This is a genomic window from Acidobacteriota bacterium (assembly GCA_016716715.1).
GTDB lineage: Bacteria > Acidobacteriota > Thermoanaerobaculia > UBA5066 > UBA5066 > Fen-183.
Window position 1 is genome coordinate 128488 of sequence record JADJVE010000003.1, and the last position, 23114, is coordinate 151601.

Below are 23114 nucleotides of genomic sequence, written 5' to 3' on the forward strand. Positions count from 1 at the left end.
GTCACCGGAACGTGCCCACCCAGATGTCGCTCTCGGTCACGTTCCTGAGGAAGTAGAGGGCGCGCCCGTCGTGCGAGAGCGCGATGCGCTGGAGCGTGCCCTCCGCGGCCGGGAGGATGAGGCGGGACTGCCTCGTCGTGAGGTCGAGGACCCGGACTCCGTCGGGAGCCGTCGCAACGGCGCGCTTGCCGTCGGGGGCGAACTGCGCGACGTAGGCGCGCAGGCCGAGGCCCTCGCAGGACTTCTTCGCGAGCGTACAGAGGAGCACTTCGAGCGCAAGCTCGCCGCCGGGGCCGGCCGCGAGGAAGCGGTCGCTCTCCGGCGACCAGTTCCACGCCCAGCGGGACCGGAAGTCGGCGACGGCCGGGCCTGCGGCCGGCGCCCCGTCCTTCGCGGAGAGCGGGAAGACGGCGACCCGCGTGTCGAAGGACGCCGCTGCGACGTACTTCCCGTCCGGAGAGAGCGCCGGATACAGGTAGAAGAGCGACTTCGGAGGCGTCAGGCGCGCGAGGCCGCTGCCGTCCGCGGCGATCGAGTAGCCGCCGTAGTCGCCGTCGCGCGTGGAGTAGAAGACGACGCGTGCGCCGTCCGCCGTGAACGAGGGCCCCCGGTTCCGGAAGGAGTCGTGCGTGAGGCGGCGGAGCTTCTGGCCGTCCGTCGAGACGAGGCAGAGATCCTCGAGGCGGCCCACTGTCCGCGTTGCGAGAGTCGCGCCGTCGGAGGAGATGCCGAGGTCCTCGAAGGCCGTCGAGCTCCTGCGGAGGACCGTTGGCGGGCCCTGTGGCTCGAGCGTCCTCGGGTCGAGCGCGAGCCTCTCGATCGTCATGAGCTCGGCAGGCGACGTGAAGGCGAGGCGCTTGCCGTTGCGGGAACCGCGGAAGGTGCCCGGGAACGTCCCCGCCCACGTGACCGGAACCGTGACGGGCTCGGGCGCGCCACGGGCCGCGCCCGAAGCCTCGTCGATCGGGAGACGCCAGAGGTTGAAGCTCCCGCCGCGGTCGCTCCCGAAGTAGAGGAACGACCCGTCGGCCGACCAGAACGGGCTGAAGTCGACAGCCGCGTCGGAGGTGGCGGCGACGGGTTTCTCGCCGGGCCTGAGGCCGGCGAGCGGAACGGTCCAGATGTCGCGCTGCGCCGTGTCGCCGACGAGGCCCCAGAACGCGACACGCTTTCCGTGCGGGGACACCGCGGGCTCGATCGCGTCGGGACCGAAGATCTCGCGCTTCTTCCCCGTCGCGACCTCGACGGCCCAGATCTTCGCGCGCGTCCCCCGCGCGAGCGGCGACAGGGCCGCTTCCTCCGCGTAGACGATCTCCCTCGCGTCGGGCGTGAAGTCCGGGCCGTAGCCCGTGTCCGTAACGCGCCGCACGGACTCGCCGAGCGGGCCCATGACGAAGATGCCGCCGCCCTCCTTGCCCGAACGGAACGCGATGAGAGAGCCGTCCGGCGAGTAGACGGGGTCGAACCGGTCGTCCTCCGGCGAGTCCGCCGAGAGGTCGATCGGCTTGTCGCTCCCGACGCGCTGGACGAGGATGTGCCGCTTCCCGGCGACGGACTTGACGTACGCGACCGTCTCGCCGTCGGGGGAGAGCGCGGGCGACCGCTCGATGCCGGGGTCCGACGAGAGCCGCTCGAAGAGGAGAGTCGGCGCCGAAGCGGACTTGCGGCCGAGCCGCCCCGCGAAGAAGCCGGCGGCGAGAAGCGCGGCCGCGAAGACGGCGAGGAGCGCGCGCCTCTTCACGACGCGCGACGGCGCGACGCCCGGGGTGATGGCGGCGCGCGTCGCGGAATCCGACGTGAGGCTCTCGAGGGCGAAGGCGAGGTCGCCCGCCGACTGGAAGCGCTGCTCCGGGGCCTTCTCGAGGCAGCGGCGCACGATGCGCTCGAGGCCCGGCGGGATGGCCTGGTTCGTGAGCGAGAGGTCCGCGGGCTCTTCGCGGAGGATGGCCGTGATGACGTCGGCGCTGGAATCGCCGCCGAACGCCTTCCTTCCCGCGAGCATCTCGTAGAGCACTGCGCCGAAGGCGAAGAGATCGCTGCGCGCGTCGGCCGGTTTGCCGCGCACCTGCTCGGGCGCCATGTAACCCATGGTTCCGAGGACCACGCCCGGCTCCGTGCCGCGCGCCGCGGTGGGGAGGTTCGAGCCCTGCCCCGCGCCCGCGTCCTCGGCGAGCTTCGCGAGGCCGAAGTCGAGAATCTTGACGCGCCCGTCCTTCGTGACGAAGAGGTTCTCGGGCTTGAGATCGCGGTGGATGACGCCCTTGTCGTGCGCGGCCGAGAGGCCGCGGGCGATCTGGATCGCCCAGTCCACGGCGCGGCGAAGCGGGAGCTTGCCGGCCGCGATCGCCTGCCGCAGCGTCTCGCCCTCGAGCAGCTCCATGACGAGGATGTGGCGCGCAGAGGAAGCGGACGAAGAGGGGATTTCTTCGAATGAGTAAAGAGTGGCGATTCCAGGATGGTTCAGGCTCGCGAGCAGCTTCGCCTCGCGCGCGAAGCGCTCTTTTCTCTCTTCACCTTCCAGGAAATCTTCTGGCAGGACCTTGACCGCGACGTCCCGTCCGAGGCGCGGGTCTTTCGCCCGGTAGACCTCTCCCATTCCCCCCGCTCCGAGCGGAGAGATCACCTCGTAGGGTCCGAGACGGGTTCCGTTGGCGAGCGTCAGAGCGAGAGAGTCTAACTTGCCGATCGTCTCGGTGGCGCGCGGGCTAGAATCGTTCCCGTGCCCCGCACCGCGTGAAGCCGCTCTTCTTCTTCGATCTCGACGACACGCTCGTCGATCACCACGCGGCCGAGGAGGGCGCGCACCGCGAGACGCACGCCGCGCACGCGCCCGTATTCGGCGCCGTCCCGTTCGACGCGTGGCTCGCGGCGTACCGGAAGAGCAACCTCGCGCTCTGGGACCGCTACGGCAAGGGCGAGATCGACCGGCCGACGCTCTCCACGCAACGCTTCGCGGACCCGCTCGGCACGCTCGGCCTCGATGCCGAGCATGCCGGGAGAATCGGCGACTTCTACATGGGCGCGTACGGCCGGAACTGGACGCTCGTCGAGGGCGCCCTCGAGGTCCTCGAGCACGCGGCGCGCCACGGCGTCGCGGGAATCCTCTCGAACGGGTTCCGCGAGACGCAGCGGGGAAAGATCGCGCGCTTCGGCCTCGACCGCTGGGTGACGCACGTCGTGCTCTCCGAGGACGTCGGCGCGATGAAGCCGGCGCGGGAGATCTTCGACGCGGCGTGGAAGGCCGCCGGCGGCGGGCCCGGGCGGCGCGTCTACGTGGGCGACTCCTTCGCGACGGACGTCCTCGGCGCGCAGGCTGCGGGCTGGTTTCCGATCTGGTTCGACCGGCACGGGCGCGGCGCGCCGCAGCCCGCGGTCTACGTGCGCCGCCTCGTCGACCTGCTGCCGCTGCTTTCCTAGCGCTTGCCGGGCGTCGAGGGCGGCGTCATCGCCGAGGGGAGCGTCTTTTTCATCGCGGCCAGCACCGGCTCGTTCCCCGCGGGCGGCAGGAAGCCGTGGTGCGTGAGGATGTGCCAGATCCGGCCGACGACCGCCTCGTTGAGGAGAGGCTTGCCGATCACGTCCGTCGCGCCCGACTGAATCGCGAACGCGAAGTGGCTGCGGTCGAGGCGCGCCGTCGTGAGAACGACGGGCAGCGCGGCCGTCTGCGGCTGCGCCTTGATCACGCGCGTGACGTCGAAGCCGTCCATCCCGGGCAGCTGCACGTCCATGAGGAGGAGGTCGACGGTGTCCTGGAGGAGCCGCTCGAGCGCCTCGGGGCCGTCCTTGGCCTCGAGCGTCCGGCAGCCGTGGCGCCCGAGGAGGTCCGCGAGCGACTTGCGGCTCTTCGCGTCGCCCTCGACGAGGAGGATCACGGGCGGACGGTTCTTCGCGACGGGCGGCGTCGGGACCACGCTGGACGGGACGGCCGTCGTCGGGCGGACGGGCGTCGGCATGCCCGCCAGGTCGAGCATCGCGCTCGCCTGCGTGACCGCCGGCGTGGGCACGCCCGGGCTCGGGCTCGCGGGGACCGGGGGCGCGGGAACCTCGAGGGCGGGAGCTTCCCCGGAAGCGGGCGCGCCCTCGCGGAACGGCGGGAGCATCGCGAGCTCGGCCTCGAGGTCCGCGGCGGAAGCGAAGCGCGCGGCGGGGTCCTTCGCGAGCGCCCGGTACGTGATCGCGATGAACTCCGGCGCGATGTGCGTCATGTGCCGGAGGTCGTCGGGCGGCGGCTCGGAGACGTGCTTCATCGCGATGACGAGAGGCGACTCGCCGTCGTAGGGCACGTGGCCCGTGAGGAGCTCGTAGGCCATGACGCCGATCGAGTAGACGTCGCTCCGCGCGTCCGTCGGACGGCCGAGCGCCTGCTCGGGCGACATGTAGTGCGGCGTTCCCACCATGACGCTGTCGAGAGTGAGCTGCTCGGTCGTCTTCCCGCGCGCGAGACCGAAGTCGAGGATGGCGACGGCGCCCGAGTCCTCGAGCATGACGTTCTGGGACTTCAGGTCGCGGTGGATGATCCCGAGCTTGTGCGCCGCGTCGCTCCCGAGGGCGATCTGGCGGAGGATCGAAATCGCGCGGGCCTGGGTGAGTCGCCCCTCAGTCTGGATGACCGTCCGCAGGTCCTTGCCCGGGACGTACTCCATCGTGATGTAGGGGAAGTCGCCGCTCATCCCGAAGTCGTGGATGCGGGCGACGTTCGGGTGCTTGATCTTGCGGTTGAGGTTGATCTCGCGCTTGAACCGCTGGAGCAGCTGCTGGTCGTCCGTCTCCCAGTCGGGCGAAAGCACCTTGATCGCGACGACATCCTCGAGGTCCAGGTCCTGCGCCTTGAAGACGATGCCCATGCCGCCGCGCCCGACGGTTTCGAGCCATCGGTAGCGGGTGAGCCCTTCGAAGAATTTCTGGCGGAGGCGATCGAGGTTCATGGTGGCGGCGCGGCCGGTGCCCTAGCGTAGCAACTTCGGGGGCAGGACGGGCCGCCCGATCGCATTTTTCCGGGGAAGGGGTAATCTTCCCGGCGTTTACTGCGTCGGAGTCTCAATGAGCCTGCTTCCGAGCCTCGCCCTCCTGTCGATCCTGGCCGTCGAGCCGGCGGCCGGGCCGGAGCTCGTTCCCGCGGCCCCGGAGTCCGTTCCGGCCGCCGACTGCACCTTCGTGCCGTCGCACGCGGACCCGGACGGGCGCCTCCGGCGCGAGGCCCTGTCCCGCGGCACACAAGCGTTCGCGTCGTCCCATCCCGCGGCGGCCGGACCGGTGTTCCAGCCTGCCGCGCGCCTCCGCCGGGTCAACTACGTGGACGACGAAGTCTTCGGAAAGATGGACGCCGCGCGGGTCGTCCCGGCGCCGCTCGCAACCGATGCCGAGTTCCTCCGCAGGGTCACGCTCGATTTCACGGGCCGCATCCCGGACGCCGCGACCGCGGCCGCGTTTCTCGCCGACCCGTCGCCCGACAAGCGCGGCCGGATGATCGACACGCTCCTCGCCTCCGACGCTTTCGTCGACCGCTGGACCTTCTTCTACGACGAGATGTTCCAGAACACGGCGTTCGGCTCCAGCGGCCGCCTCTACTCGCAGGGCCGCAACGCGTTCCACGCGTACTTCCAGGACGCCGTGCGCTCGAGGAAGCCGTGGGACGTCATGGCGCGCGAGATCATCGGCGCCACGGGCGTGAATACATCCGTGGGCGCCGCGAACTACGCCGTCCGTCAGATCCAGACGAACGGACCGGCCCAGGACACGTACGACAACCTCGCCGCTTCGACCGCGGCCGTCTTCCTTGGGACGAACGCCGTCTTCTGCACGTCCTGCCACAACGGGCAGGGCCACCTCGACGCGATCAACCTCTGGGGCTCGACGGTGAAGCGGCAGGATTTCTGGGGTCTGGCCTCGTTCTACTCGCGGGTCTCGACGCCGCGCTCCGGCACGACGAACGCGGACTATTACTACACCGTCGGCGAGCGCCCGACCGGAAACTACTCGCTGAACACGACGACGGGAAACAAGACCGACCGCACGAAAGCGTATTACACGACCAGCCCTTCAGGCATGACGTCGATCGACCCGGCGTACCTGAGGTCGCCTCTTGCCCCTGGCGGCGGCGCGCCGGCGAACGGCGAGGGCTTCCGGCAGGCGCTCGGACGCCTCGTGACGAACGACCCGCAGTTCGCACGCGCGGCCGTCAACTATCTCTGGAAGGAGCTGTTCAAGGCCGGCATCGTCGAGCCCGCGGACGCGTTCGACCCGATGCGGCAGGATGCGGCAAGCCCCCCACCCGGCTCGTGGACCATTCAGCCGACGCACCCGGCCCTCCTCGCGAAGCTCGCGCAGGACTACGCGGGGCACGGCTACGACCTGCGCTACATCCTCGGCGTGATGGCGAAGTCCAGCGCCTACCAGCTCTCGTCCTTCTACTCCGGGACGTGGAGCGAGTCCTACGCGCCGTACTTCGCGCGGCACTTCGCGCGCCGCCTGACCGCCGAGGAGATGTTCGACGCGATCACGCGCGCGACGAACGTCGGGGCGAGCATTCCGGTGAGCGGCGGCATGCCGAACGTGACGCTTGCGATGCAGCTGCCCGACGTCCAGGAGCCGGGCGGCGGCAGCGTCATCGGCAATTTCCTGAACGCCTTCCTGCGCGCCGACCGCGACGGCGACGCGCGGTCGAACGAGTTCTCGGTGTCGCAGGCGCTCCTCATGCTGAACGACACGACCGTCACGAGCCGCATCAAGAGCGCGACGGCGGGATCCGCCGTGCAGAAGCTCGTCGCGGCGAACGCGACACCCGCGCAGATCGTGGCGTCGCTCTACCTCTCGACCCTGTCGCGCAACCCGAACGCGTCCGAGCTCGCCGCGGGCGTCGCGCTCTTCGCGAGCCCGCCGAACGGGGAGACGAAGGCCCAGGTGGCCGAGGACCTCCAGTTTGCGCTCCTCAACAAGCTCGACTTCCTCTACAACTACTGAGGGCCGCCATGAAATCGCTCCTGCCGAGCTTCCCGGTTTCCGGCGCGACCCCGGTGAACGGCCCGGACCTGTCCCGCCGCGGCTTCCTGCAGCTCGGTGCGAGCGGCCTCGTCGCCTCGTGGTTCCTGAAGTCGCCCGCGGCGGCGTGGGCGGCCGAGTCCGCGGCCGTGACGACGCGCAACACCGCGAAGAACGTCATCTTCGTCTTCCTGCCCGGCGCGCCGAGCCAGGTCGACACGTGGGACCTCAAGGAGGGCGCGTGGACGCCGTCCGACTTCGCGCCGGCGGGCTTCGGCGGCGGCCTGCGCTTCCCCGCGGGCCTCATGCCGAAACTCGCGAACCGGCTCGGAGACGTTTCGATCGTGCGCTCGATGAAGTCCGCGGCGCTCGTCCACGGGCTCGGGCAGACGTGGGTCCAGATCGCCCGCAACCCGACGGGCGCGACCGGCTCGGAGGCCCCGAACATGGGCGCGGTCGCCGCGCTCGAGCTCGAGAAGCAGCGCGGGCCGAACGACGTCCTCCCGGCGTTTCTGTCGCTGAACACGCAGGCCGGTCTCTCGGGCGCGGGCTACTTCCCGTCCACGTACGCGCCGTTCGTCGTCCAGCCGTCCACGACGGGGCTCGCGAGCCTCACGCACCCCGACGGCGCGACGCGCTTCGGGACGCGCTGGAACGACCTCGCGCAGCTCGACGCGGCGCTGCGCTCGGGGCAGCCGCTCGGCAAGGCCGCGGCCGACGCCGTGAACTTCTACAACCAGGCCAAGGTCCTCGTCGACACGCCGGCCGTCAACGACCTTTTCAAGTACACGACGGCGGACTCGCAGCGCTACGGCAACTCGTCCTTCGGCAACGGCTGCCTCGTCGCCAAGCAGCTCCTCGCGGGCGGGCGCGGGGCACGCTTCGTCATGGTGTCGGTCGGCGGCTGGGACATGCACAGCAACATCTACGGCAAGACGGGCACGAGCCTGTACAGCCAGATGGGCCAGGTCGACCCCGCGATCGCGAGCCTGATCGGCGACCTCAAGGCCGCGCCCGGGAAGACGCCGGGCAAGACGCTGTTCGACGAGACGCTGATCGTCATGGCGGGGGAGTTCGGCCGGACGGTCGGCGCGCTGAACGGCCAGGCGGGCCGCGATCACTTCGCGGGCTACAGCGCGGTCTTCGCGGGCGGTGGGATCAAGGGCGGGCAGGTCATCGGCGCGACCGACGCGACGGGCGCGACGATCACGGACTCGGGCGTGACGGGACGGACCGAGCTCCGCGCCGAGGACCTCGCGTGCACGGTTTACTCGGCGCTCGGCATCGACTGGACGACGATGCGCCACGACGATCCGCTCGGCCGCGGCTTCGAGTACGTGCCGAACGCAGGCGCGGGCGTTTACGCGCCAATCGATCGCCTGTTCGGTTGACGGCCGCGTCCCGCGCATACCCTGAGACGGCGTCGCACCAGCTGCGCTAGACTTTCTGCAAATGACAAACAGAGCGACCAGCGGCGGCAGCGCACGCTGGAAAACTTGTGTTGCCGGGGCTCTCCTTCTCGCGTCCTCGGCCGTGTTCGCGTCCTCGGACTGCGCGTTCGCGCCGTCGCACGCCGACCCGGACGGCCTCCGGCGCCGCGAGGCCGTGTCGCGCACGACGCGGGCGTTCGCCGCCGCGCGCCCCGTCGCAGCGGGGACCGCGTTCCGCCCCGTCGCGCGCATCCGGCGCGTCAACTACGTGGACGACGAGATCTTCGGGAAGATGGAAGCGGACCACGTGCCGCCCGCGCCGCCGTCGTCCGACACCGAATTCCTGCGCCGCGTGACGCTCGACCTCACGGGCCGTATCCCCGATGCCGACGTCGTGGTCGCCTTCGTCGCGGACCCGTCTCCCGACAAGCGCTCGCGGATGGTGGACACGCTCCTCGCCTCGGACGCCTTCGTCGACCGCTGGACGTTCTTCTATGACGAGCTCTTCCAGAACACGAGCCGCAGCGCGACCGGAACGCTCTGGGAGGTTCCCAACGCCGCGTACCACGCGTACTTCCAGGACGCCGTGCGGTCGAAAAAGCCGTGGGACGTGATGGCGCGCGAGCTGATCACGGCGAAGGGCGCGAACACGACGGTGGGGCAGGCGAACTACCTCGTGCGCCAGTTCCAGAACAACGGGCCCCCGCAGGACACGTACGACAACCTCGCGGTCGCGACGTCGAGGATCTTTCTCGGGACGAACGTCGTGTTTTGCACGTCCTGCCACAACGGCCAGGGGCACCTCGACGCGATCAACCTCTGGGGCTCGATCGTGAAGCGGCAGGACTTCTGGGGGCTGGCCGCGTTCTACTCCTGGACGGACATGCCGTTTGCGGGGAAGGACGCTGATCAGGTCTACACGATCGGCGAGCGCCGGACGGGCAACTACGACTACCGCCTGAACACGACGACCGGCAACAAGACCATCCGCACGAACGCGTACTACACGACGACCCCTCCGGGGCTGACGTCGATCGCTCCGGCGTATCTGCGGACGCCGCTTAACCCCGTCGCCGCCCCACAAATCCCGAATGAAACCTACCGCCAGTGGCTCGGGCGCCTCGTGACGAGCGACCCGCAGTTCGCGCGGGCGGCCGTGAACTATCTCTGGAAGGAGATGTTCAAGCTCGGGATCGTCGAGCCCGCGGACGCCTTCGACCCGATGCGGCAGGACCCGGCGAGCCCGCCGCCGGGGGCGTGGACGGTCCAGCCGACGCACCCGGCCCTCCTCGCGAGGCTTGGGCAGGACTTCGCTGCGCACGGTTACGACCTGCGCTACATCCTCGGCGTGATGGCGAAGTCGAACGCGTACCAGCTGTCGTCTTCCTACCCGGGAACGTGGAGCGAAGGCTTCACGCCCTACTTCGCCCGTCACTTCGCCCAGCGGCTCATGGCCGAGGAGGTCTGGGACGCGATCGTCAAGGCGACCGGCGTGCGCTCGAACATGTCCGTCGACTGGGCGATGCAGCTCCCGAACATCCAGATGCAGAACGGCGGGCCGGACCTCAACGGGAGGCTCATGACGCCCTTCGTTTCCGGCGACCGCGACACGAACCCGCGCTCGAGCAAGTTCTCGATCCAGCAGGCGCTCACGTTGATGAACAACGACCAGGTCACGATCCGGACGCACGGGAACTTCGCCGGGACCGCCGTTAACAGGCTCGTGACGGCGAACGCGACGGCTCCGCAGATCGTGACGTCGCTCTATCTCCAGACGCTGTCCCGCTATCCGACGCCGGCGGAGACGGCGCTGTGCCTTTCGCTCTTCACGACCCGCTACTCGGGCTCGACGGCCACCTTCGCCAACGACCTCCAGTGGGTGCTCCTCAACAAGCTCGACTTCGTCTACAACTACTGAGCCCGACGTGAAGACGCTTCTCCCGAGCCTCCCGGTTCCCGGCGTCACCCCGGTCACGGGCGCGGATCTGTCCCGCCGCGGCTTCCTGCGCCTCGGGGGTTCCGGCCTCGTCGCGTCCTGGTTCCTCAAGTCGCCCGCGGCGGCGTGGGCCGCCCGATCAGCGGCCGTGACGACGAAGAACACGGCGAAGAACGTCATCTTCGTGTTCCTCAGGGGCGCGCCGAGCCAGGTCGACACGTGGGACCTCAAGGAGGGCGCGTGGACGCCGCCGGACTTCGCGCCCACCAGCTTCGGCTCCGGGCTGCGGTTTCCCGCCGGCCTCATGCCGAACCTCGCGAACCGCCTCGGCGACCTCTCGATCGTGCGCTCGATGAAGGCGGCGGCGCTCGTCCACGGGATCAGCGAGAACTGGCTCCAGATCGCGCGCAACCCGGCCAGCGCGACGGGCGCCGTCGCGCCGAACATGGGCTCCGTCGCGGCGCTCGAGCTCGACAAGCAGCGCGGGCCGAACGACGTCCTCCCGGCATTCCTCGCGCTGAACACGCCTCAGTCGGCGCTTTCCGACGAGGGCTACTTCCCGTCCACGACGGCGCCGTTCGCCGCCCAGGCTTCGGCGACGGGGCTGACGAGCCTGACGCACCCGGATGGCTCCACGATCGTGAACCGCTGGAAGACCCTCCAGGAGCTCGACGCCGCGCTCCGGAATGGCCAGCCACTCGGGAAGGACGCGGCCGACGCGGTGGACTTCTACACGCAGGCCAAGCTGCTCATGGACACGCCCGCCGTCAACGACCTCTTCAAGTTCGGGACGGCGGACTCGCAGCGCTACGGCAACTCACCCTTCGGCAACGCCTGCCTCGTCGCCAAGCAGGTCCTCGCCGGCGCGCGCGGCACGCGCTTCGTCATGATCTCGCTGACCGGCTGGGACATGCACAGCGCCATCTACGACAAGGCGCCGAACGTCGCGGCCGGGCGTGTGAGCCTCTACAGCCAGGCTGGGCAGCTCGACCCGGGGCTCGCGAGCCTGATCGGGGACCTCAAGGCGACGCCCGGGAAGACCGCCGGCAAGACGCTCTTCGACGAGACGCTGATCGTCGTCGCGGGGGAGTTCGGCCGGACGGTCGGGGCGCTCGGCGACGCGGCCGGCCGCGACCACTTCGAGATCTACAGCGCCGTCTTCGCGGGCGGCGGCGTGAAGGGCGGGCAGGTCATCGGCGCGACGGACGCGGCGGGCGCGACGATCGCCGATTCGGGCGTGACGGGCCGTACGGAGCTCCGCGCCGAGGACCTCGCATGCACGGTCTACTCGGCGCTCGGGATCGACTGGACGACGACGCGGCATGACGACCCGCTCGGCCGCGGCTTCGAGTACGTGCCGAATGCCGGCGCGGGCGTCTACGCGCCCATCGACCGGCTGTTCGGATGAAAATGACGCCGTGAGGCCCCTCTCGCCTCTTGCTCCGATGCTCGCGACGCGCGTGAAGGAGCCGTTCAGCCGGCGGGGATGGATCTTCGAGCCGAAGTACGACGGCTGGCGCATCGTCGCGATCCGCCGGAAGGGCCGCGTCACGCTCGCCACGCGCCGGGGGATCGACATCGCCGAGGAGCTGCCGGACATCGTGAAGGCGGTCGAGGCGCTGCCCGGCGGGAATCTCGCGGTGGATGGCGAGCTCGTCGTGCTCGACGAGCGCGGCGTGGCGAGCTTTCAGCTTCTCCAGGGGAGGAACGAGCCGGGCGCGAGGCCTCCGATGCTCGTCCTCTTCGACTGCCTCGACGCGGACGGCGTCTCCCTGATGTCGCTTCCGCTCGGCGAGCGCCGCGCCGCTCTGGAGGCGCTCGTCGGGAAGCACCCGGCGCCGCCTCTCGCGCTCGCGGAGCGGCTCGGGACGGACGGCGCCGCCGCGTTCGCGAAGGCCGTGAAGAAGGGATGGGAGGGAGTGGTCGGGAAAGATCTCTCCTCGCCCTACGAGTCCGGCCGGCGCTCCCTGCGCTGGCTGAAGGTCAAGGTGCGGCGCGAGCAGGAGTTCGTGATCGGCGGGCTCACGCTGCCGAGCGATCCGCGCCCGCACTTCGGAGCCCTCCTCGTGGGCCTCTACGAAGGCAAGAACCTGCGCTTCTGCGGCGCGGTCGGGACCGGGTTCTCGGACAAGATCCTCCTCTCGCTTCTCGAGAAACTCGAGCCGCTGCACCAGGACGCGTGTCCGTTCACGCCGCCGCCGCACGGCGTGAAGGATGCGGCCTGGGTCAGGCCGGCGCTCGTCGCACAGGTTGCGTATGCCGAGTGGACGGGCGAGCTCCGGCTCCGCCAGCCGTCGTTCCTCGGGCTGCGCGAGGACAAGGACCCGCGGGAATGCCGCTGGGCCGAGAGGGAGATTTCCTAGAAGGTAATAGGGCTCATGGAACGATCGTGATCGTGCCCTGCATGGCGTCGTGCACCGCCTGCGACGGCGCGCACGTCGACTGCGTGCACACGTACGTGTACAGGGGTCCGGGGAAGTTCAGCATCCCGGCCGTCGGCGTGAAGCTCACCGTGCACGGCTGGTTCGCCCGGATGACGTCGCACTCCGTGCCGATCCCGAGGGTGGCAAGGCCGCCCACGCCGTGTGTCTTGGCTTCGGAGGCGGGCGTCGTCCACGTGATCGCGTAGGGCTGGCCGACCTTCAGGTTCACGTTGTTGTTGCCCGCGCCGCTGCAAGGACCCACCTGGCAGATGAACGTCCACTTCGTGTTGTTCGTCGTCGTCGCCGAGATCGTGACCGCGATCGGCGTCGCGGAAGCGACGACGACGTCCTTCGTCGTGCTGCTCGCGCCGGCCGTGTTGTCCACGAAGAGCGCGGTCTTGTAGGTTCCGGAGGCCGCGTACGTGTGTGCCGTCGTGGTCCCCGAGTTCGCGGCGAACGCTCCGTCACCGAAGGCCCAGAACCTGTTCACCGGCGAGTTGTTCGACGTGTCCGTGAACGTGACGGCCACGCCCGGCGCCGGGCTGGCGGGACTCGTACCGTACGACGCGACGGGCGGGAGAACAGGGGCCGAGACGTTCGGCTCGGCCGTCATGACGATCGCAAAAGGGTCGCCCGAGGCGTTGTTGATGACGGAGGCGAAGGAGAGGACCGGCTGGTCGCTCGTGAACTCCAGCCACAGGTTCGTGCTCGTGATGGTGTTCGGACTCGGAAGCCAGGCGGCGAGCGCGCCGATCTGGGTGAAGCCGTTCGCCGGCAGCGGCCCGACCACGACTTCCTTGACGAGCGTGCCGTCGCCCTGCCGCAGCCGGGTCGTCACGGTGGCGTCGGAGGCGCCGGAGTTCGTGAAGACGACGTTCGACCGGTAGCCCGTCGCGCCGTCGGTGCTTGCGGCGAGCTGGACGAGCGTGCCGGTCTTCAGGGCAGCCGTCGCGTCGAGGCCGGGTAGCCACTGGCCCGAGACCGACCCGTTGCCGCACGCGTTGTAGTTGTTGACCGACGAGGAAACGATCACCGTTCCCGTCGTCTGGAAACGGATCGGCCCGAAGGCGCCGTCGTCGAGCGTCTTGCCGAAGAGCGTCCCGACGATGTTGTCGTACGCCTTCTGGGCGCGCGGCGGGATCGTCTCCACGGGCTTCGTGATCGTCTGGCCCGAGACCTGGTCGTACAGGATCGGCGTGACGTTCACGGGTGCGTTCGTCGGGTTGAAGATCCGCACGTCGCTCCGGAACTCCGCGCCGCCCGCGCCGCGGCGGTACACGGTCGACGGGATCACGACGTCGGCGCTCGCCGCCGATGCGGCGAACAGGGCTGCGAGAGCGAAAACGAGAGCGCGCGGTGCCATGCAGATCCTCCGTCGGGCGGGAGTGTAGACGGAGCACCACCGATCGAGGTTGACGGGCGTCACTCCATTAGACTCCGCCGCACATGAGCTACTGGGCGGGCCGCCGCGTCCTCGTCACCGGGGGAGGAGGGTTCCTCGGGCAGGCGCTCGTCGAAACGTTGCGGCGGCGCGGGGCCGGCGACGTGCTCGCGCCGCGCGCGGCCGAGCTCGATCTGCGCGAGCGGGACGCCGTGCGCGCGTTTCTCGCGCGCGAAAAACCGGATGTCGTCGTCCACGCCGCGGCCGTCGTCGGCGGCATCGGCGCGAACCGGGCCCACCCCGGGCGGTTCTTCTACGAGAACGCGGTCATGGGGATCCAGCTCATCGAGGAATCGCGCCGCGCGGGCGTCGCGAAGTTCGTCTGCCTCGGGACGATCTGCGCGTACCCGAAGTTCACGCCGGTGCCGTTCCGCGAGGAGGACCTCTGGAACGGGTATCCCGAGGAGACGAACGCGCCCTATGGCCTCGCGAAGAAGATGCTTCTCGTCCAGCTCCAGGCCTACCGGCAGGAGTACGGCTTCGACGGGATCTACCTCCTGCCCGTGAACCTCTACGGCCCGCGCGACAACTTCGACCTCGCGACGAGCCACGTGATCCCCGCGATGATCCGGAAGTTCCTCGAGGCGAAAGCCGCGGGGGCCGCCGAGGTGATCCTCTGGGGCGACGGCTCCCCGACGCGCGAGTTCCTTTACGTCGACGACGCGGTCGAGGGGATCGTCGCGGCGGCCGAGGCGTACGACGGGTCCGAGCCTGTGAACCTCGGCTCCGGCGAGGAGATCGCGGTGCGCGACCTCGCGCGCCGCGTCGCGGACGCGACCGGATACGCCGGCGCGATCCGCTGGGACGCGTCGCAGCCGAACGGCCAGCCGCGCCGGCGCCTCGACGTCTCGCGCGCCGCGGGCCTGTTTGGGTGGCGGGCGAAGACGACGCTCGCCGAGGGTCTCGGGCGGACCGTCGACTGGTACCGAACCACGCTCCGGCCCTGATATCGTCCGGGCGTGGCGCTCGACCGCGACCTCCGCCTCGACGTTCCGGCCCTCGACGCAGAGCACGCGCTGCAGATCGACCTCGTCGAGGCGCTCGGCCGCGCGGTCGCCGAGGGCAAGAGCCGCGAAGTCGCCGACGAGATCCTCGAAAAACTCCTCGACTACACGCGCGTCCACTTCCTCGCCGAGGAGCTCATGATGCGGATGGAGGGCTATCCCGGCTACGAGGCTCACCACGGCGAGCACGGCGAGCTCCTCGCCGAGCTCCAGAAGCTCCGCGCGGCTTACGAGGGCGGGGAGCTGCCCATGACCCACGTCGCCGTCGCCGGTCTGCGCTCGTGGCTTTCCGGCCACGTGAGGACCCAGGACCGCGCGTTCGCGAACTTCCTGGCTTCGAAAGCCGCGAGCCGGTCCCCGGTCTGACGCGGCGTCCGGCTGGACCGAGACGCCGTCTCAGCTAAACCGTTGCGCCGCAAGACGTTCGGCGCCGGACGGGTTGCCGCGATAGGTGCCGACACTCCCCTCTAGAGATCCAGGTCACATTCAGCCGGGTGTCCGGCAGAACTGAACAGATTCCATCGACGTGCGGCAATGCCGCGGGAGTACGGGATGAAGTATTGCCTTTCGGCCCGGTCGGTCGCTCTCCTGTCGCTGCTCCTGCCCGGGGCGGCCCTGGCCCAGTCGCCCCAGTCGAAGTTCTACCCGATCACGCCCTGCCGCGCGGTCGACACGCGGAACCCGAACGGCGCCGCGGGCGGCCCGGCGCTCGTCGCCGGCGGGGCGCGCGCGTTTCAGCTCGCGGGCGCGTGCGGTGTCCCGATCACGGCGCGCGCCGTGGTCACGAACGTGACCGTGGTCAACCCGTCGACCGCGGGCGACCTCGCGATCTTTCCGACCGGGACACCGTCGCCCACCGGCGCCACCGCGATCAACTTCAAGGCCGGCCGGACACGGGCGAACAACTTCATCGCCCGCCTCGGGACCACGGGAGACATCGCCGTCTTCACGGAGATGCCGGCGGGAACCGTTCACTTCCTCATCGACGTCTCGGGATACTTCGAAGACCTGCCGGCCTCGCCGCTGTCCACGTACGCCGCGGTGGCGAACCTCACGAGCTTTGGCGCGACGCCGCAGCTCGTCGCCCACATCCGGGACGTCGGCATGAACGGCTGGCTGAACGAGCAGTTCTCGATTCCGCCGAACTACTTCGTTCCGTCGGCGCTCTTCCCGGACACGATTCCGGGGGCTTGCACGGGCACCTGTCAGCGGGACAACTACACGATGTACCCGCTCCAGAACACGTTCATCTACAACGCGCTCTACTACCCGGACCAGCTCCGCCAGCGCGTCGTCTGGGCCCTGCACAAGTTCCTCGTGATCTCCGGCCAGCAGGAGATCCAGCCGAGCCACATGGTTCCCTACCTGAACATCCTCGTGGGGAACGCCTTCGGGAACTACCGCGACATCCTCTACCAGCTCACGCTGAATCCGGCGATGGGCGACTACCTCAACATGAGGACCTCGACCCTCCAGAACCCGAACGAGAACTACGCGCGCGAAATCCTGCAGCTCTTCTCGATCGGGCTCGTGCAGCTCAACACGGACGGGACGCCGAAGCTCGACCTCGGCGGCAACACGATCCCGACGTACACGCAGTACGACATCAACGAGCTCTCTCGCGTCTTCACGGGCTGGAAGCTCGCGGCGCCTCCGGTGGCCGGCACGTCCAACTACAACTCCAACATGGTCCTCGTCGAGGCGAGCCACGACCGCGGCAAGAAGTCGTTCCTTTGCGATTGGTCGAACCCGATCACGCCGACGGGCTGTGCCTGGACGTTCAACGCGAACACGAACGGGGACATCGAGGTCAACCAGGCGATCGACGCGATCATGGCGCACGCGAACACGGCGCCGTACGTCTCGACGCAGCTGATCCGCGGCCTCGTTACGTCCAACCCGAGTCCGGCCTACGTCGGGCGTGTCGCGGCCAAGTTCAACAACAACGGCTCGGGCGTCAAGGGAGACCTCGCCGCCGTCGTCCGCGCGGTCGTGACGGATTCCGAGGCGCTGGCGGGCGCCACGGATCCGAACTTCGGCATCCTCCGAGACCCCGTGTACTTCACGATCGCGCTCCTTCGGGCGCTCGGCGCGAGGGCGGCGAACGGCACGGGGGTGTCGGATGGAGTCCTCGCGACTCAGCTGACGAACATCGGGCAGAACCTCTTCAACCCGGACACGGTCTTCAGTTACTACCCGAACGACAACCAGCTGCCGGGCTCGTCGACGATGTTCGGGCCGGAGTTCGGGATCCAGTCGGCGCTCACGGCGCTCCGGCGGGCGAACCTCGTGAATACGTTCGTCTATTCGTCCATCCCGACCGGCGCGAACAATCCATTCGGCACGTCGCTCGACCTCAGCGTCATCCAGTCGCTCTCGAACGACCCGGCCGCAATGGTCGAACAGCTCAACCAGCTTCTTTGCCGCGGCCTCCTGTCCGCAGGCGCGAAGACGGCGATCGTGACGGCCGTCAACGCGATCCCGGCGTCCAGCCCGAAGCAGCGCGCGCAGCAGGCGACGTATCTCGTCGCCACGTCCTCGCAGTTCCAGGTCGAGAGGTAAACATGACGAATCGCAGGGACTTCCTCAAGCTCGCGTGCGGCGCCGCCGGGTTCGCCGCCTTCGAACAGGGCCTCGACCGGTTCGGCCTGCTGGCTCACGCCGCCTCCGCGGCGCCGCCGAACCAGTACCGGGCGCTCGTGTGCATCTTCATGTTCGGCGGCAACGACGCGAACAACATGGTCATCCCGGTCACCGCCGGGGGCGGTTCGGGGTACAACGCCTACGCGCAGTCGCGCGGGGCGTCGCTCGCGATCGCGCCGCTGGGGGCCACCGCCTTCACGGCCCCGACGAGCTTCGGCCTCAATTTCGGCCTGCATCCCGCGATGCCCGAGCTCGCGGCGCTATACAACGCGGGCAAGCTCGCCGTCGTCTCGAACGTCGGGCCGATGACGCGCTGGCCGACGACGAAGGCGCTCTACAACTCCAACGCGGCGTATCGCCCGTACCAGCTCTTCTCGCACAGCGACCAGCAGTCCTCGTGGATGGCGCCGCAGTCCGACGCGAAATCCCTCTACGGCTGGGGCGGACGCGTGATCGACATGGTCTCCGATCTAAACACGGGGACGTCGTTCCCCGCATCCCTCTCCCTCTCGGGCAACAACCAGTTCAACATCGGCCAGACGATCAAGTCCCTGAACGTCGCCCCGGCGCCGACGGCTCTGAACGCGATCTTCCCGCTGAATGGATTCGCAGCGAACGCCGTCGACAACGCGCGGAAGACGGCCTTCAACTCGCTCCGCACCTTCGACACGGGAGTCCCGCTCGTGAAGGCGACGAGCGACATCACGCAGCAGGGCCTCGACATCCAGGCGTCTCTCGCGTCGGATCCGGTCGTCACGGCCACCTTCCCGGCCACGGGCCTCGGCAACCAGCTCAAGCAGGTCGCGAAGATCATCAAGCAGAACCAGGTGTCCCTCAACGTGAGCCGGCAGGTCTTCTTCTGCTCGATCGGCGGGTTCGACACGCACCAGGACGAGCTCGCGTCCCACACGAGCCTCTACACGCAGATCTCGAAGGCCATGGCTGCGTTCTATCAGGAGATGTTCAACCAGAACCTCCACAACAACGTCACGACGTTCACGATGTCGGACTTCGGCCGCACGATGGCGCCGTCCGGCTCCGGCACGTCCGTCGGATCGGACCACGCGTGGGGCAGCCACCAGCTCGTCATGGGCGGCGCGATCAAGGCGGCCGACTTCTACGGCAACGCCGGTCTGAACCTGACGCCCTTCCCCGATCTCGCGCTCGGGACGGCGTACGACACGGACAGCCGCGGCCGCTGGATCCCGAACACGGCCGTCGACCAGTACGCGGCCACGCTCGGCCTCTGGCTCGGCGCGACGCCGGCCGAGCTCAACACGGTCTTCCCGAATCTCTACCGCTTCCCGACGAACGACCTCGGATTCCTGAACCCCTGATCGAACCCGGGCCGCGCGGGGGGCGGTAAGCTCCCCGCGTGGCCCTGACGCCCCGGCCCCGCCTTCCCCCCCCCCCGCGGGTCCCCCCCCCCCGCCGGGGGGGGGGGCGGGCGCGGGGGGGGGGGGGGGGCGGGGGGCGGGGGGGGGGGGGGGGGGGCCCGGCCGGGCCGGGCCCTGGCCGGCGGCTGGCGCGGGGGGGGGCGCCCCCCGGCGTGGGGGGGGGGGGCGGCCGCTGGGGGGGGGGGGGGGCCCGGGCCCGGGCCCCTTTTTTTTTTTTGGCCCCCCGGCCCCCGCTTCCGCCCCGCGCCGGGGGGGGGGGGGGGGGGGGGGGGGGGGGGGGGGGGGGGGGGGGGGGCGGGGCCCCGGCCCCGGGGGGGCGGGGGGGGGGGGGGCCCCGGGGGGGGGGGGGGGGGGCGCCCGGGCGGGGGGGGGGGGGGGCGGCGGCCCGCCCCTGGGGGGGGGGGGGGGGGCGGGGGGCGGGGCGCGGGCGGGCGGGGCGCGCCCGGCGGGGGGGCGGGGGCCGGGGGGCGCGGGGGCGGGCGCGGGGCGCCCCTGCGCGCGGGCGGGGCGGGGGGGGGGGGGGGGGGCCGCCCCCTGCGCCCGTGGGCCTCGCGGGGGCGGGGGGCCCGGGGCCCGGGGGGGCGGGGGGGGGGGGGGGGGGGGGCCTGTGCCCCCGGGGCTGCCGGGGGCCCGGGGGGCCCCCGGGGGCGGGGGCGGGGGGGGGGGGGGGGGGGGGGGGCGGGGCCCCCCCCGGGCCCCCCCCCCCTTCCTTGTCCGGCGCGGCGGGGCGGGCGGCGGCCGGGGGGGGGGGGGGCGGGGGGGGCGGGGGGGGGGGGGGGGCGGGGCGGGGGGTGGGGGTGGAGGGGGTGGGGGGGGGGGGGGGGGGGGGGGGGGGGGGGGGGGGCTCTCGGGGGGGCCCCCTTCTGGGGGTTTGGGGGTGGGGGGGGGGGGGGGGGGGGGGGGGGGGGGGGGGGGGGGGGGGGGGGGGGGGGGGGGGGGGGGGGGGGGGGGGGGGGGGGGGGGGGGGGGGGGGGGGGGGGGGGGGGGGGGGGGGGGGGGGGGGGGGGGGGGGGGGGGGGGGGGGGGGGGGGGGGGGGGGGGGGGGGGGGGGGGGGGGGGGGGGGGGGGGGGGGGGGGTGGGGGGGGGGGGGGGGGGGGGGGGGTGGTTGGGGGGGGGGGGGGGGGGGGGGGGGGGGGGGGGGGGGGGGGGGGGGGGGGGGGGGGGGGGGGGGGGGGGGGGGGGGGGGGGGGGGGGGGGGTGGGGGGGGGCCGGCCCGCCCCGGGTTGAGGCCTATTCGAGGTACGCGTACGCGGGGAGCGTGAGGAACTCCGCGAACGTGTCGTCGAGGACGAGGCGGTCGAGGATCTCGACCGCGTCCTTCATCCGGCCGTTCGCGAGCCCTCCGACCTTTGGAAGCTCCTCGTCGCGCACCTTCCGGTAGAGATCCTTCGTCACGGTCCTGCCGTCGGCGAGCGTCGCCTTCCGGCTGATCCACTGCCAGAGCTGGGCGCGCGAGATCTCGGCCGTCGCGGCGTCCTCCATCAGGTTGTAGATTGCCGCGGCGCCGTTTCCGAGGAGCCACGAGTTCAGGTACTGGAGCGTGACATTCACGTTCAGGCGGAGGCCGGCGTCCGTGATGGTGCCTCCGGGCACGGCGAGGTCCGTCAGCCTCCGCGCGTCGGCGACGACGTCCTCACGCAGGCGCTCCTTCTGGTTCGGCTTCGTCCCGAAGGCCTTCTCGAAGACCTCCCAGGCCGTCGGGACGAGGTCCGGGTGCGCGACCCATGTGCCGTCGAAACCGTCGGCGACCTCGCGGTCCTTGTCGGCCCGGACCTTCGCGAGCGCCCGCTCGTTCACCTCGGCGTCCTTGCGCGTCGGAATGAACGGCGCCATCCCGCCCATCGCGTGCGCGCCGCGGCGGTGGCACGTCTTCACGAGGAGCTCGGCGTAGGCGCGCATGAACGGCACGTTCATCGTGACCTGCCCGCGGTCGGGCAGGACGTCCGCGTGCGCGCGCAGTTTCTTGATGAGGCTGAAGAGGTAGTCCCAGCGGCCCGCGTTGAGCCCGCTCATGTGGTCCTTCAGCTCGTAGAGGATCTCGTCCATCTCGAACGCCGCCGGCAGCGTCTCCACGAGGACGGTCGCGCGGATCGTCCCTTTCGGAATCGAGAGGCCCTCCTGCGCCGCGACGAAGACGTCGTTCCAGAGGCGCGCCTCGAGGTGGCTCTCCATCTTCGGGAGGTAGAAGTACGGGCCGGTGCCGCGCTCCTTCAGCGCGTAGGCGTTGTGGAAGAGGTAGAGGCCGAAGTCGAAGAGGCTCGCCGAGAGCGGCGCACCGTCCACGAGGACGTGCTTCTCCGGGAGGTGCCATCCGCGCGGCCGCACGAGGAGGGTCGCGATCTCCGGGGCGAGGCGGTACTCCTTGCCCTCCGGGCTCGTGAACGCGATCGTCCGGCGGACGGCGTCCTTGAGGTTTTGCTGGCCCTGGACGACGTTCGCCCACGTCGGGGCGAGCGAGTCCTCGAAGTCGGCCATGAAGACGCAGGCCCCGGAGTTGAGCGCGTTGATCATCATCTTGCGCTCGACGGGCCCGGTGATCTCCACCCAGCGCTTCTGGAGGTCGGACGGCGCTGGCGCGACCCTCCATGCGGCGTCGCGGACGGATTTCGTCTCGGCGAGGAAAGCCGGCGGCTCGCCGGCGTCGAACCGCTTCTGGCGCTCGGCGCGGCGTGCGAGGAGCTCCTGCCGCCGCGGATCGAACGTGCGGTGAAGGCGCGCGACGAAGTCGAGTGCCTCCTTCGTGAGGATCGCGTCCGTCGCCTCGGGCGCGCGCGACAGGACCTGGATGCCGTCCATCAGACTCCCTCCGAGGCCCGGGATTATGGAGGCGAAGCTCCGCCCCGGGACTCATGAAGCAAATGTAGGGCCGTGGCTGGAACGGCGCCGCGGTTCAGCCCCACCAGGAGTCGTCGTCGGGCTTCTCTTCCTTCGGCAGCCCGATCCTGTCTCCCTGGAACTGCGCCTCGTCGTCGCAGAGCTCGACGGGGAGGCCGCTGTCCATCACCGCCTCGAACACGGCCAGCGCCTGTTTCGTGGCTTCGGTGCGGGCGCCCTCGCGGTAGTAGCGGATGCGGGCTTTCTTCTTCTTCAGGCCCGGGAGCGCCTTCTTGAGCGCCGCGAGCGTGACCGGGCTGCCGTCGAGAAGGACGCGGCCGGCGCGCTCGACCTTCACCCGGGTTACGGGGATGATCGCCATGCTCGTCTCCGTGGGAATTCTCCACGGCCCCGGCCGTTGGGAGAATCGTGCCATTGCATCAATCCTGCCGGGCGGCGCCGGCGCCACATGATGCACGTGTATCCCTCGCGGTGCGCCCGTTCCGGCTCCCACGTTGCATTCAGCGGTGGTTCACGTCCGGATCGCGGGGACCCGGTGCGGGACGCGCCGCGAGGAGGCGTCCATGTACGTCCAGGACGTGATGAAGAAGAAGGTCGTGACCTGCCGGGAGAAGGACTCCCTCAAGAAGTGCGCCGACCTCATGCGCGAGTGGAAGATCGGGATGCTCCCGGTCGTCGACGTGAAGCACCAGCTCGTCGGCGTCGTGACGGATCGCGACCTCGTCGTGCGCGGAATCGCGGAGGGCCGTCCGCTCACGGCCGAGGCAGCCGACATCATGACGAAGCGGCTCGTCACGTGCCGCGACGGGGACGAGCTCTGGTTCGCCGAGGAGCGGATGGCGGCCGAGCGCAAATCGCGCATCGTGGTCGTGGACGACGCCCGCCACGTCGTCGGCGTCATCAGCTTGTCGGACATTCCCATGGCCGAGGAAGGCCCTCGGGCCGGCGAGCTCCTCCGGCAGGTTGCCCGCCGCGAGGCGACCCCGCGGATCGAGAAGCACTGACCCAGGGGTCCGGCCGGGGAGG

Annotated in this window: 16 protein-coding genes; 11 read left to right on the plus strand and 5 right to left on the minus strand. The window is 70.6% G+C overall.

Features of this window, described 5'->3' with window-relative positions; translation table 11 throughout:
• Nucleotide 1: 1 nt before the first annotated feature.
• A complete protein-coding gene (locus IPL89_05485; protein MBK9062633.1) occupies nucleotides 2-2623 on the minus strand; it encodes a protein kinase in 2622 nt (873 codons plus the stop codon).
• Nucleotides 2624-2733: 110 nt separating this feature from the next.
• Between IPL89_05485 and IPL89_05490 the strand changes: the two genes are divergently transcribed.
• A complete protein-coding gene (locus tag IPL89_05490; GenBank protein MBK9062634.1) occupies nucleotides 2734-3417 on the plus strand; it encodes an HAD-IA family hydrolase in 684 nt (227 codons plus the stop codon).
• Here IPL89_05490 and IPL89_05495 read toward each other — a convergent pair.
• A complete protein-coding gene (locus IPL89_05495) occupies nucleotides 3414-4925 on the minus strand; it encodes a protein kinase (protein ID MBK9062635.1) in 1512 nt (503 codons plus the stop codon). The two genes, IPL89_05490 and IPL89_05495, sit on opposite strands and share 4 nt — an antisense overlap.
• A 115-nt stretch (nucleotides 4926-5040) precedes the next feature.
• Here IPL89_05495 and IPL89_05500 point away from each other — a divergent pair, with 115 nt between their 5' ends.
• The 5 genes from IPL89_05500 (at nucleotide 5041) to ligD (ending at nucleotide 12707) form a co-directional block, all read left to right on the plus strand.
• Nucleotides 5041-6960: a DUF1549 domain-containing protein gene (locus IPL89_05500; protein ID MBK9062636.1), complete on the plus strand. Its 1920-nt coding sequence runs from the start codon at nucleotides 5041-5043 to the stop codon at nucleotides 6958-6960.
• 8 nt (nucleotides 6961-6968) lie between these two features.
• Nucleotides 6969-8369 (plus strand): DUF1501 domain-containing protein, encoded by a 1401-nt coding sequence (locus IPL89_05505; GenBank protein MBK9062637.1) that lies wholly within the window; start codon nucleotides 6969-6971, stop codon nucleotides 8367-8369.
• 61 nt (nucleotides 8370-8430) lie between these two features.
• A complete protein-coding gene (locus IPL89_05510; GenBank protein ID MBK9062638.1) occupies nucleotides 8431-10326 on the plus strand; it encodes a DUF1549 domain-containing protein in 1896 nt (631 codons plus the stop codon).
• Nucleotides 10327-10333: 7 nt separating this feature from the next.
• Nucleotides 10334-11752: a DUF1501 domain-containing protein gene (locus IPL89_05515; GenBank protein MBK9062639.1), complete on the plus strand. Its 1419-nt coding sequence runs from the start codon at nucleotides 10334-10336 to the stop codon at nucleotides 11750-11752.
• Between the two features lie 10 nt (nucleotides 11753-11762).
• A complete protein-coding gene (gene ligD / locus IPL89_05520; GenBank protein MBK9062640.1) occupies nucleotides 11763-12707 on the plus strand; it encodes a non-homologous end-joining DNA ligase in 945 nt (314 codons plus the stop codon).
• Nucleotides 12708-12720: 13 nt separating this feature from the next.
• Here ligD and IPL89_05525 read toward each other — a convergent pair whose 3' ends face one another.
• Nucleotides 12721-14130 (minus strand): PKD domain-containing protein, encoded by a 1410-nt coding sequence (locus IPL89_05525; protein MBK9062641.1) that lies wholly within the window; start codon nucleotides 14128-14130, stop codon nucleotides 12721-12723.
• An 83-nt stretch (nucleotides 14131-14213) separates the two neighbouring features.
• Between IPL89_05525 and IPL89_05530 the strand changes: the two genes are divergently transcribed.
• The 4 genes from IPL89_05530 to IPL89_05545 all read left to right on the plus strand — a co-directional run bounded on the left by IPL89_05530 (nucleotide 14214) and on the right by IPL89_05545 (nucleotide 19192).
• Nucleotides 14214-15155, plus strand: a complete 942-nt coding sequence (locus IPL89_05530) for a GDP-L-fucose synthase (GenBank protein MBK9062642.1) — start codon at nucleotides 14214-14216, stop codon at nucleotides 15153-15155.
• A 12-nt stretch (nucleotides 15156-15167) separates the two neighbouring features.
• Nucleotides 15168-15578 carry a hemerythrin family protein gene (locus IPL89_05535; GenBank protein ID MBK9062643.1) on the plus strand — a complete coding sequence of 137 codons (411 nt, stop codon included), beginning with the start codon at nucleotides 15168-15170 and terminating at the stop codon, nucleotides 15576-15578.
• A 186-nt stretch (nucleotides 15579-15764) separates the two neighbouring features.
• Nucleotides 15765-17774 (plus strand): DUF1800 domain-containing protein, encoded by a 2010-nt coding sequence (locus IPL89_05540; protein ID MBK9062644.1) that lies wholly within the window; start codon nucleotides 15765-15767, stop codon nucleotides 17772-17774.
• A 2-nt stretch (nucleotides 17775-17776) separates the two neighbouring features.
• A complete protein-coding gene (locus IPL89_05545) occupies nucleotides 17777-19192 on the plus strand; it encodes a DUF1501 domain-containing protein (GenBank protein ID MBK9062645.1) in 1416 nt (471 codons plus the stop codon).
• A 1291-nt stretch (nucleotides 19193-20483) separates the two neighbouring features.
• Here the strand turns inward: IPL89_05545 and IPL89_05550 are convergent.
• Both IPL89_05550 and IPL89_05555 read right to left on the minus strand, forming a co-directional pair.
• The gene (locus IPL89_05550) at nucleotides 20484-22049 is read right to left on the minus strand and encodes a malate synthase A (GenBank protein MBK9062646.1); all 1566 of its coding nucleotides are present in this window, start codon (nucleotides 22047-22049) and stop codon (nucleotides 20484-20486) included.
• Between the two features lie 94 nt (nucleotides 22050-22143).
• Complete coding sequence (locus IPL89_05555) at nucleotides 22144-22449, minus strand: hypothetical protein (protein ID MBK9062647.1); 306 nt, start codon at nucleotides 22447-22449, stop codon at nucleotides 22144-22146.
• A 145-nt stretch (nucleotides 22450-22594) separates the two neighbouring features.
• On the opposite strand from IPL89_05555, the gene IPL89_05560 reads away from it, so the two are divergent.
• Nucleotides 22595-23092 carry a CBS domain-containing protein gene (locus IPL89_05560; protein ID MBK9062648.1) on the plus strand — a complete coding sequence of 166 codons (498 nt, stop codon included), beginning with the start codon at nucleotides 22595-22597 and terminating at the stop codon, nucleotides 23090-23092.
• Nucleotides 23093-23114 lie beyond the last annotated feature (22 nt).

Coding starts and splice junctions, on each gene's coding strand:
- IPL89_05495 (MBK9062635.1), bottom strand. CDS start 4,925: ATGAACCTCGATCGCCTCCGCCAGAAATTCTTCGAAGGGCTCACCCGC.
- IPL89_05500 (MBK9062636.1), top strand. CDS start 5,041: ATGAGCCTGCTTCCGAGCCTCGCCCTCCTGTCGATCCTGGCCGTCGAG.
- IPL89_05505 (MBK9062637.1), top strand. CDS start 6,969: ATGAAATCGCTCCTGCCGAGCTTCCCGGTTTCCGGCGCGACCCCGGTG.
- IPL89_05510 (MBK9062638.1), top strand. CDS start 8,431: ATGACAAACAGAGCGACCAGCGGCGGCAGCGCACGCTGGAAAACTTGT.
- IPL89_05525 (MBK9062641.1), bottom strand. CDS start 14,130: ATGGCACCGCGCGCTCTCGTTTTCGCTCTCGCAGCCCTGTTCGCCGCA.
- IPL89_05530 (MBK9062642.1), top strand. CDS start 14,214: ATGAGCTACTGGGCGGGCCGCCGCGTCCTCGTCACCGGGGGAGGAGGG.
- IPL89_05540 (MBK9062644.1), top strand. CDS start 15,765: ATGAAGTATTGCCTTTCGGCCCGGTCGGTCGCTCTCCTGTCGCTGCTC.
- IPL89_05545 (MBK9062645.1), top strand. CDS start 17,777: ATGACGAATCGCAGGGACTTCCTCAAGCTCGCGTGCGGCGCCGCCGGG.
- IPL89_05550 (MBK9062646.1), bottom strand. CDS start 22,049: ATGGACGGCATCCAGGTCCTGTCGCGCGCGCCCGAGGCGACGGACGCG.
- IPL89_05555 (MBK9062647.1), bottom strand. CDS start 22,449: ATGGCGATCATCCCCGTAACCCGGGTGAAGGTCGAGCGCGCCGGCCGC.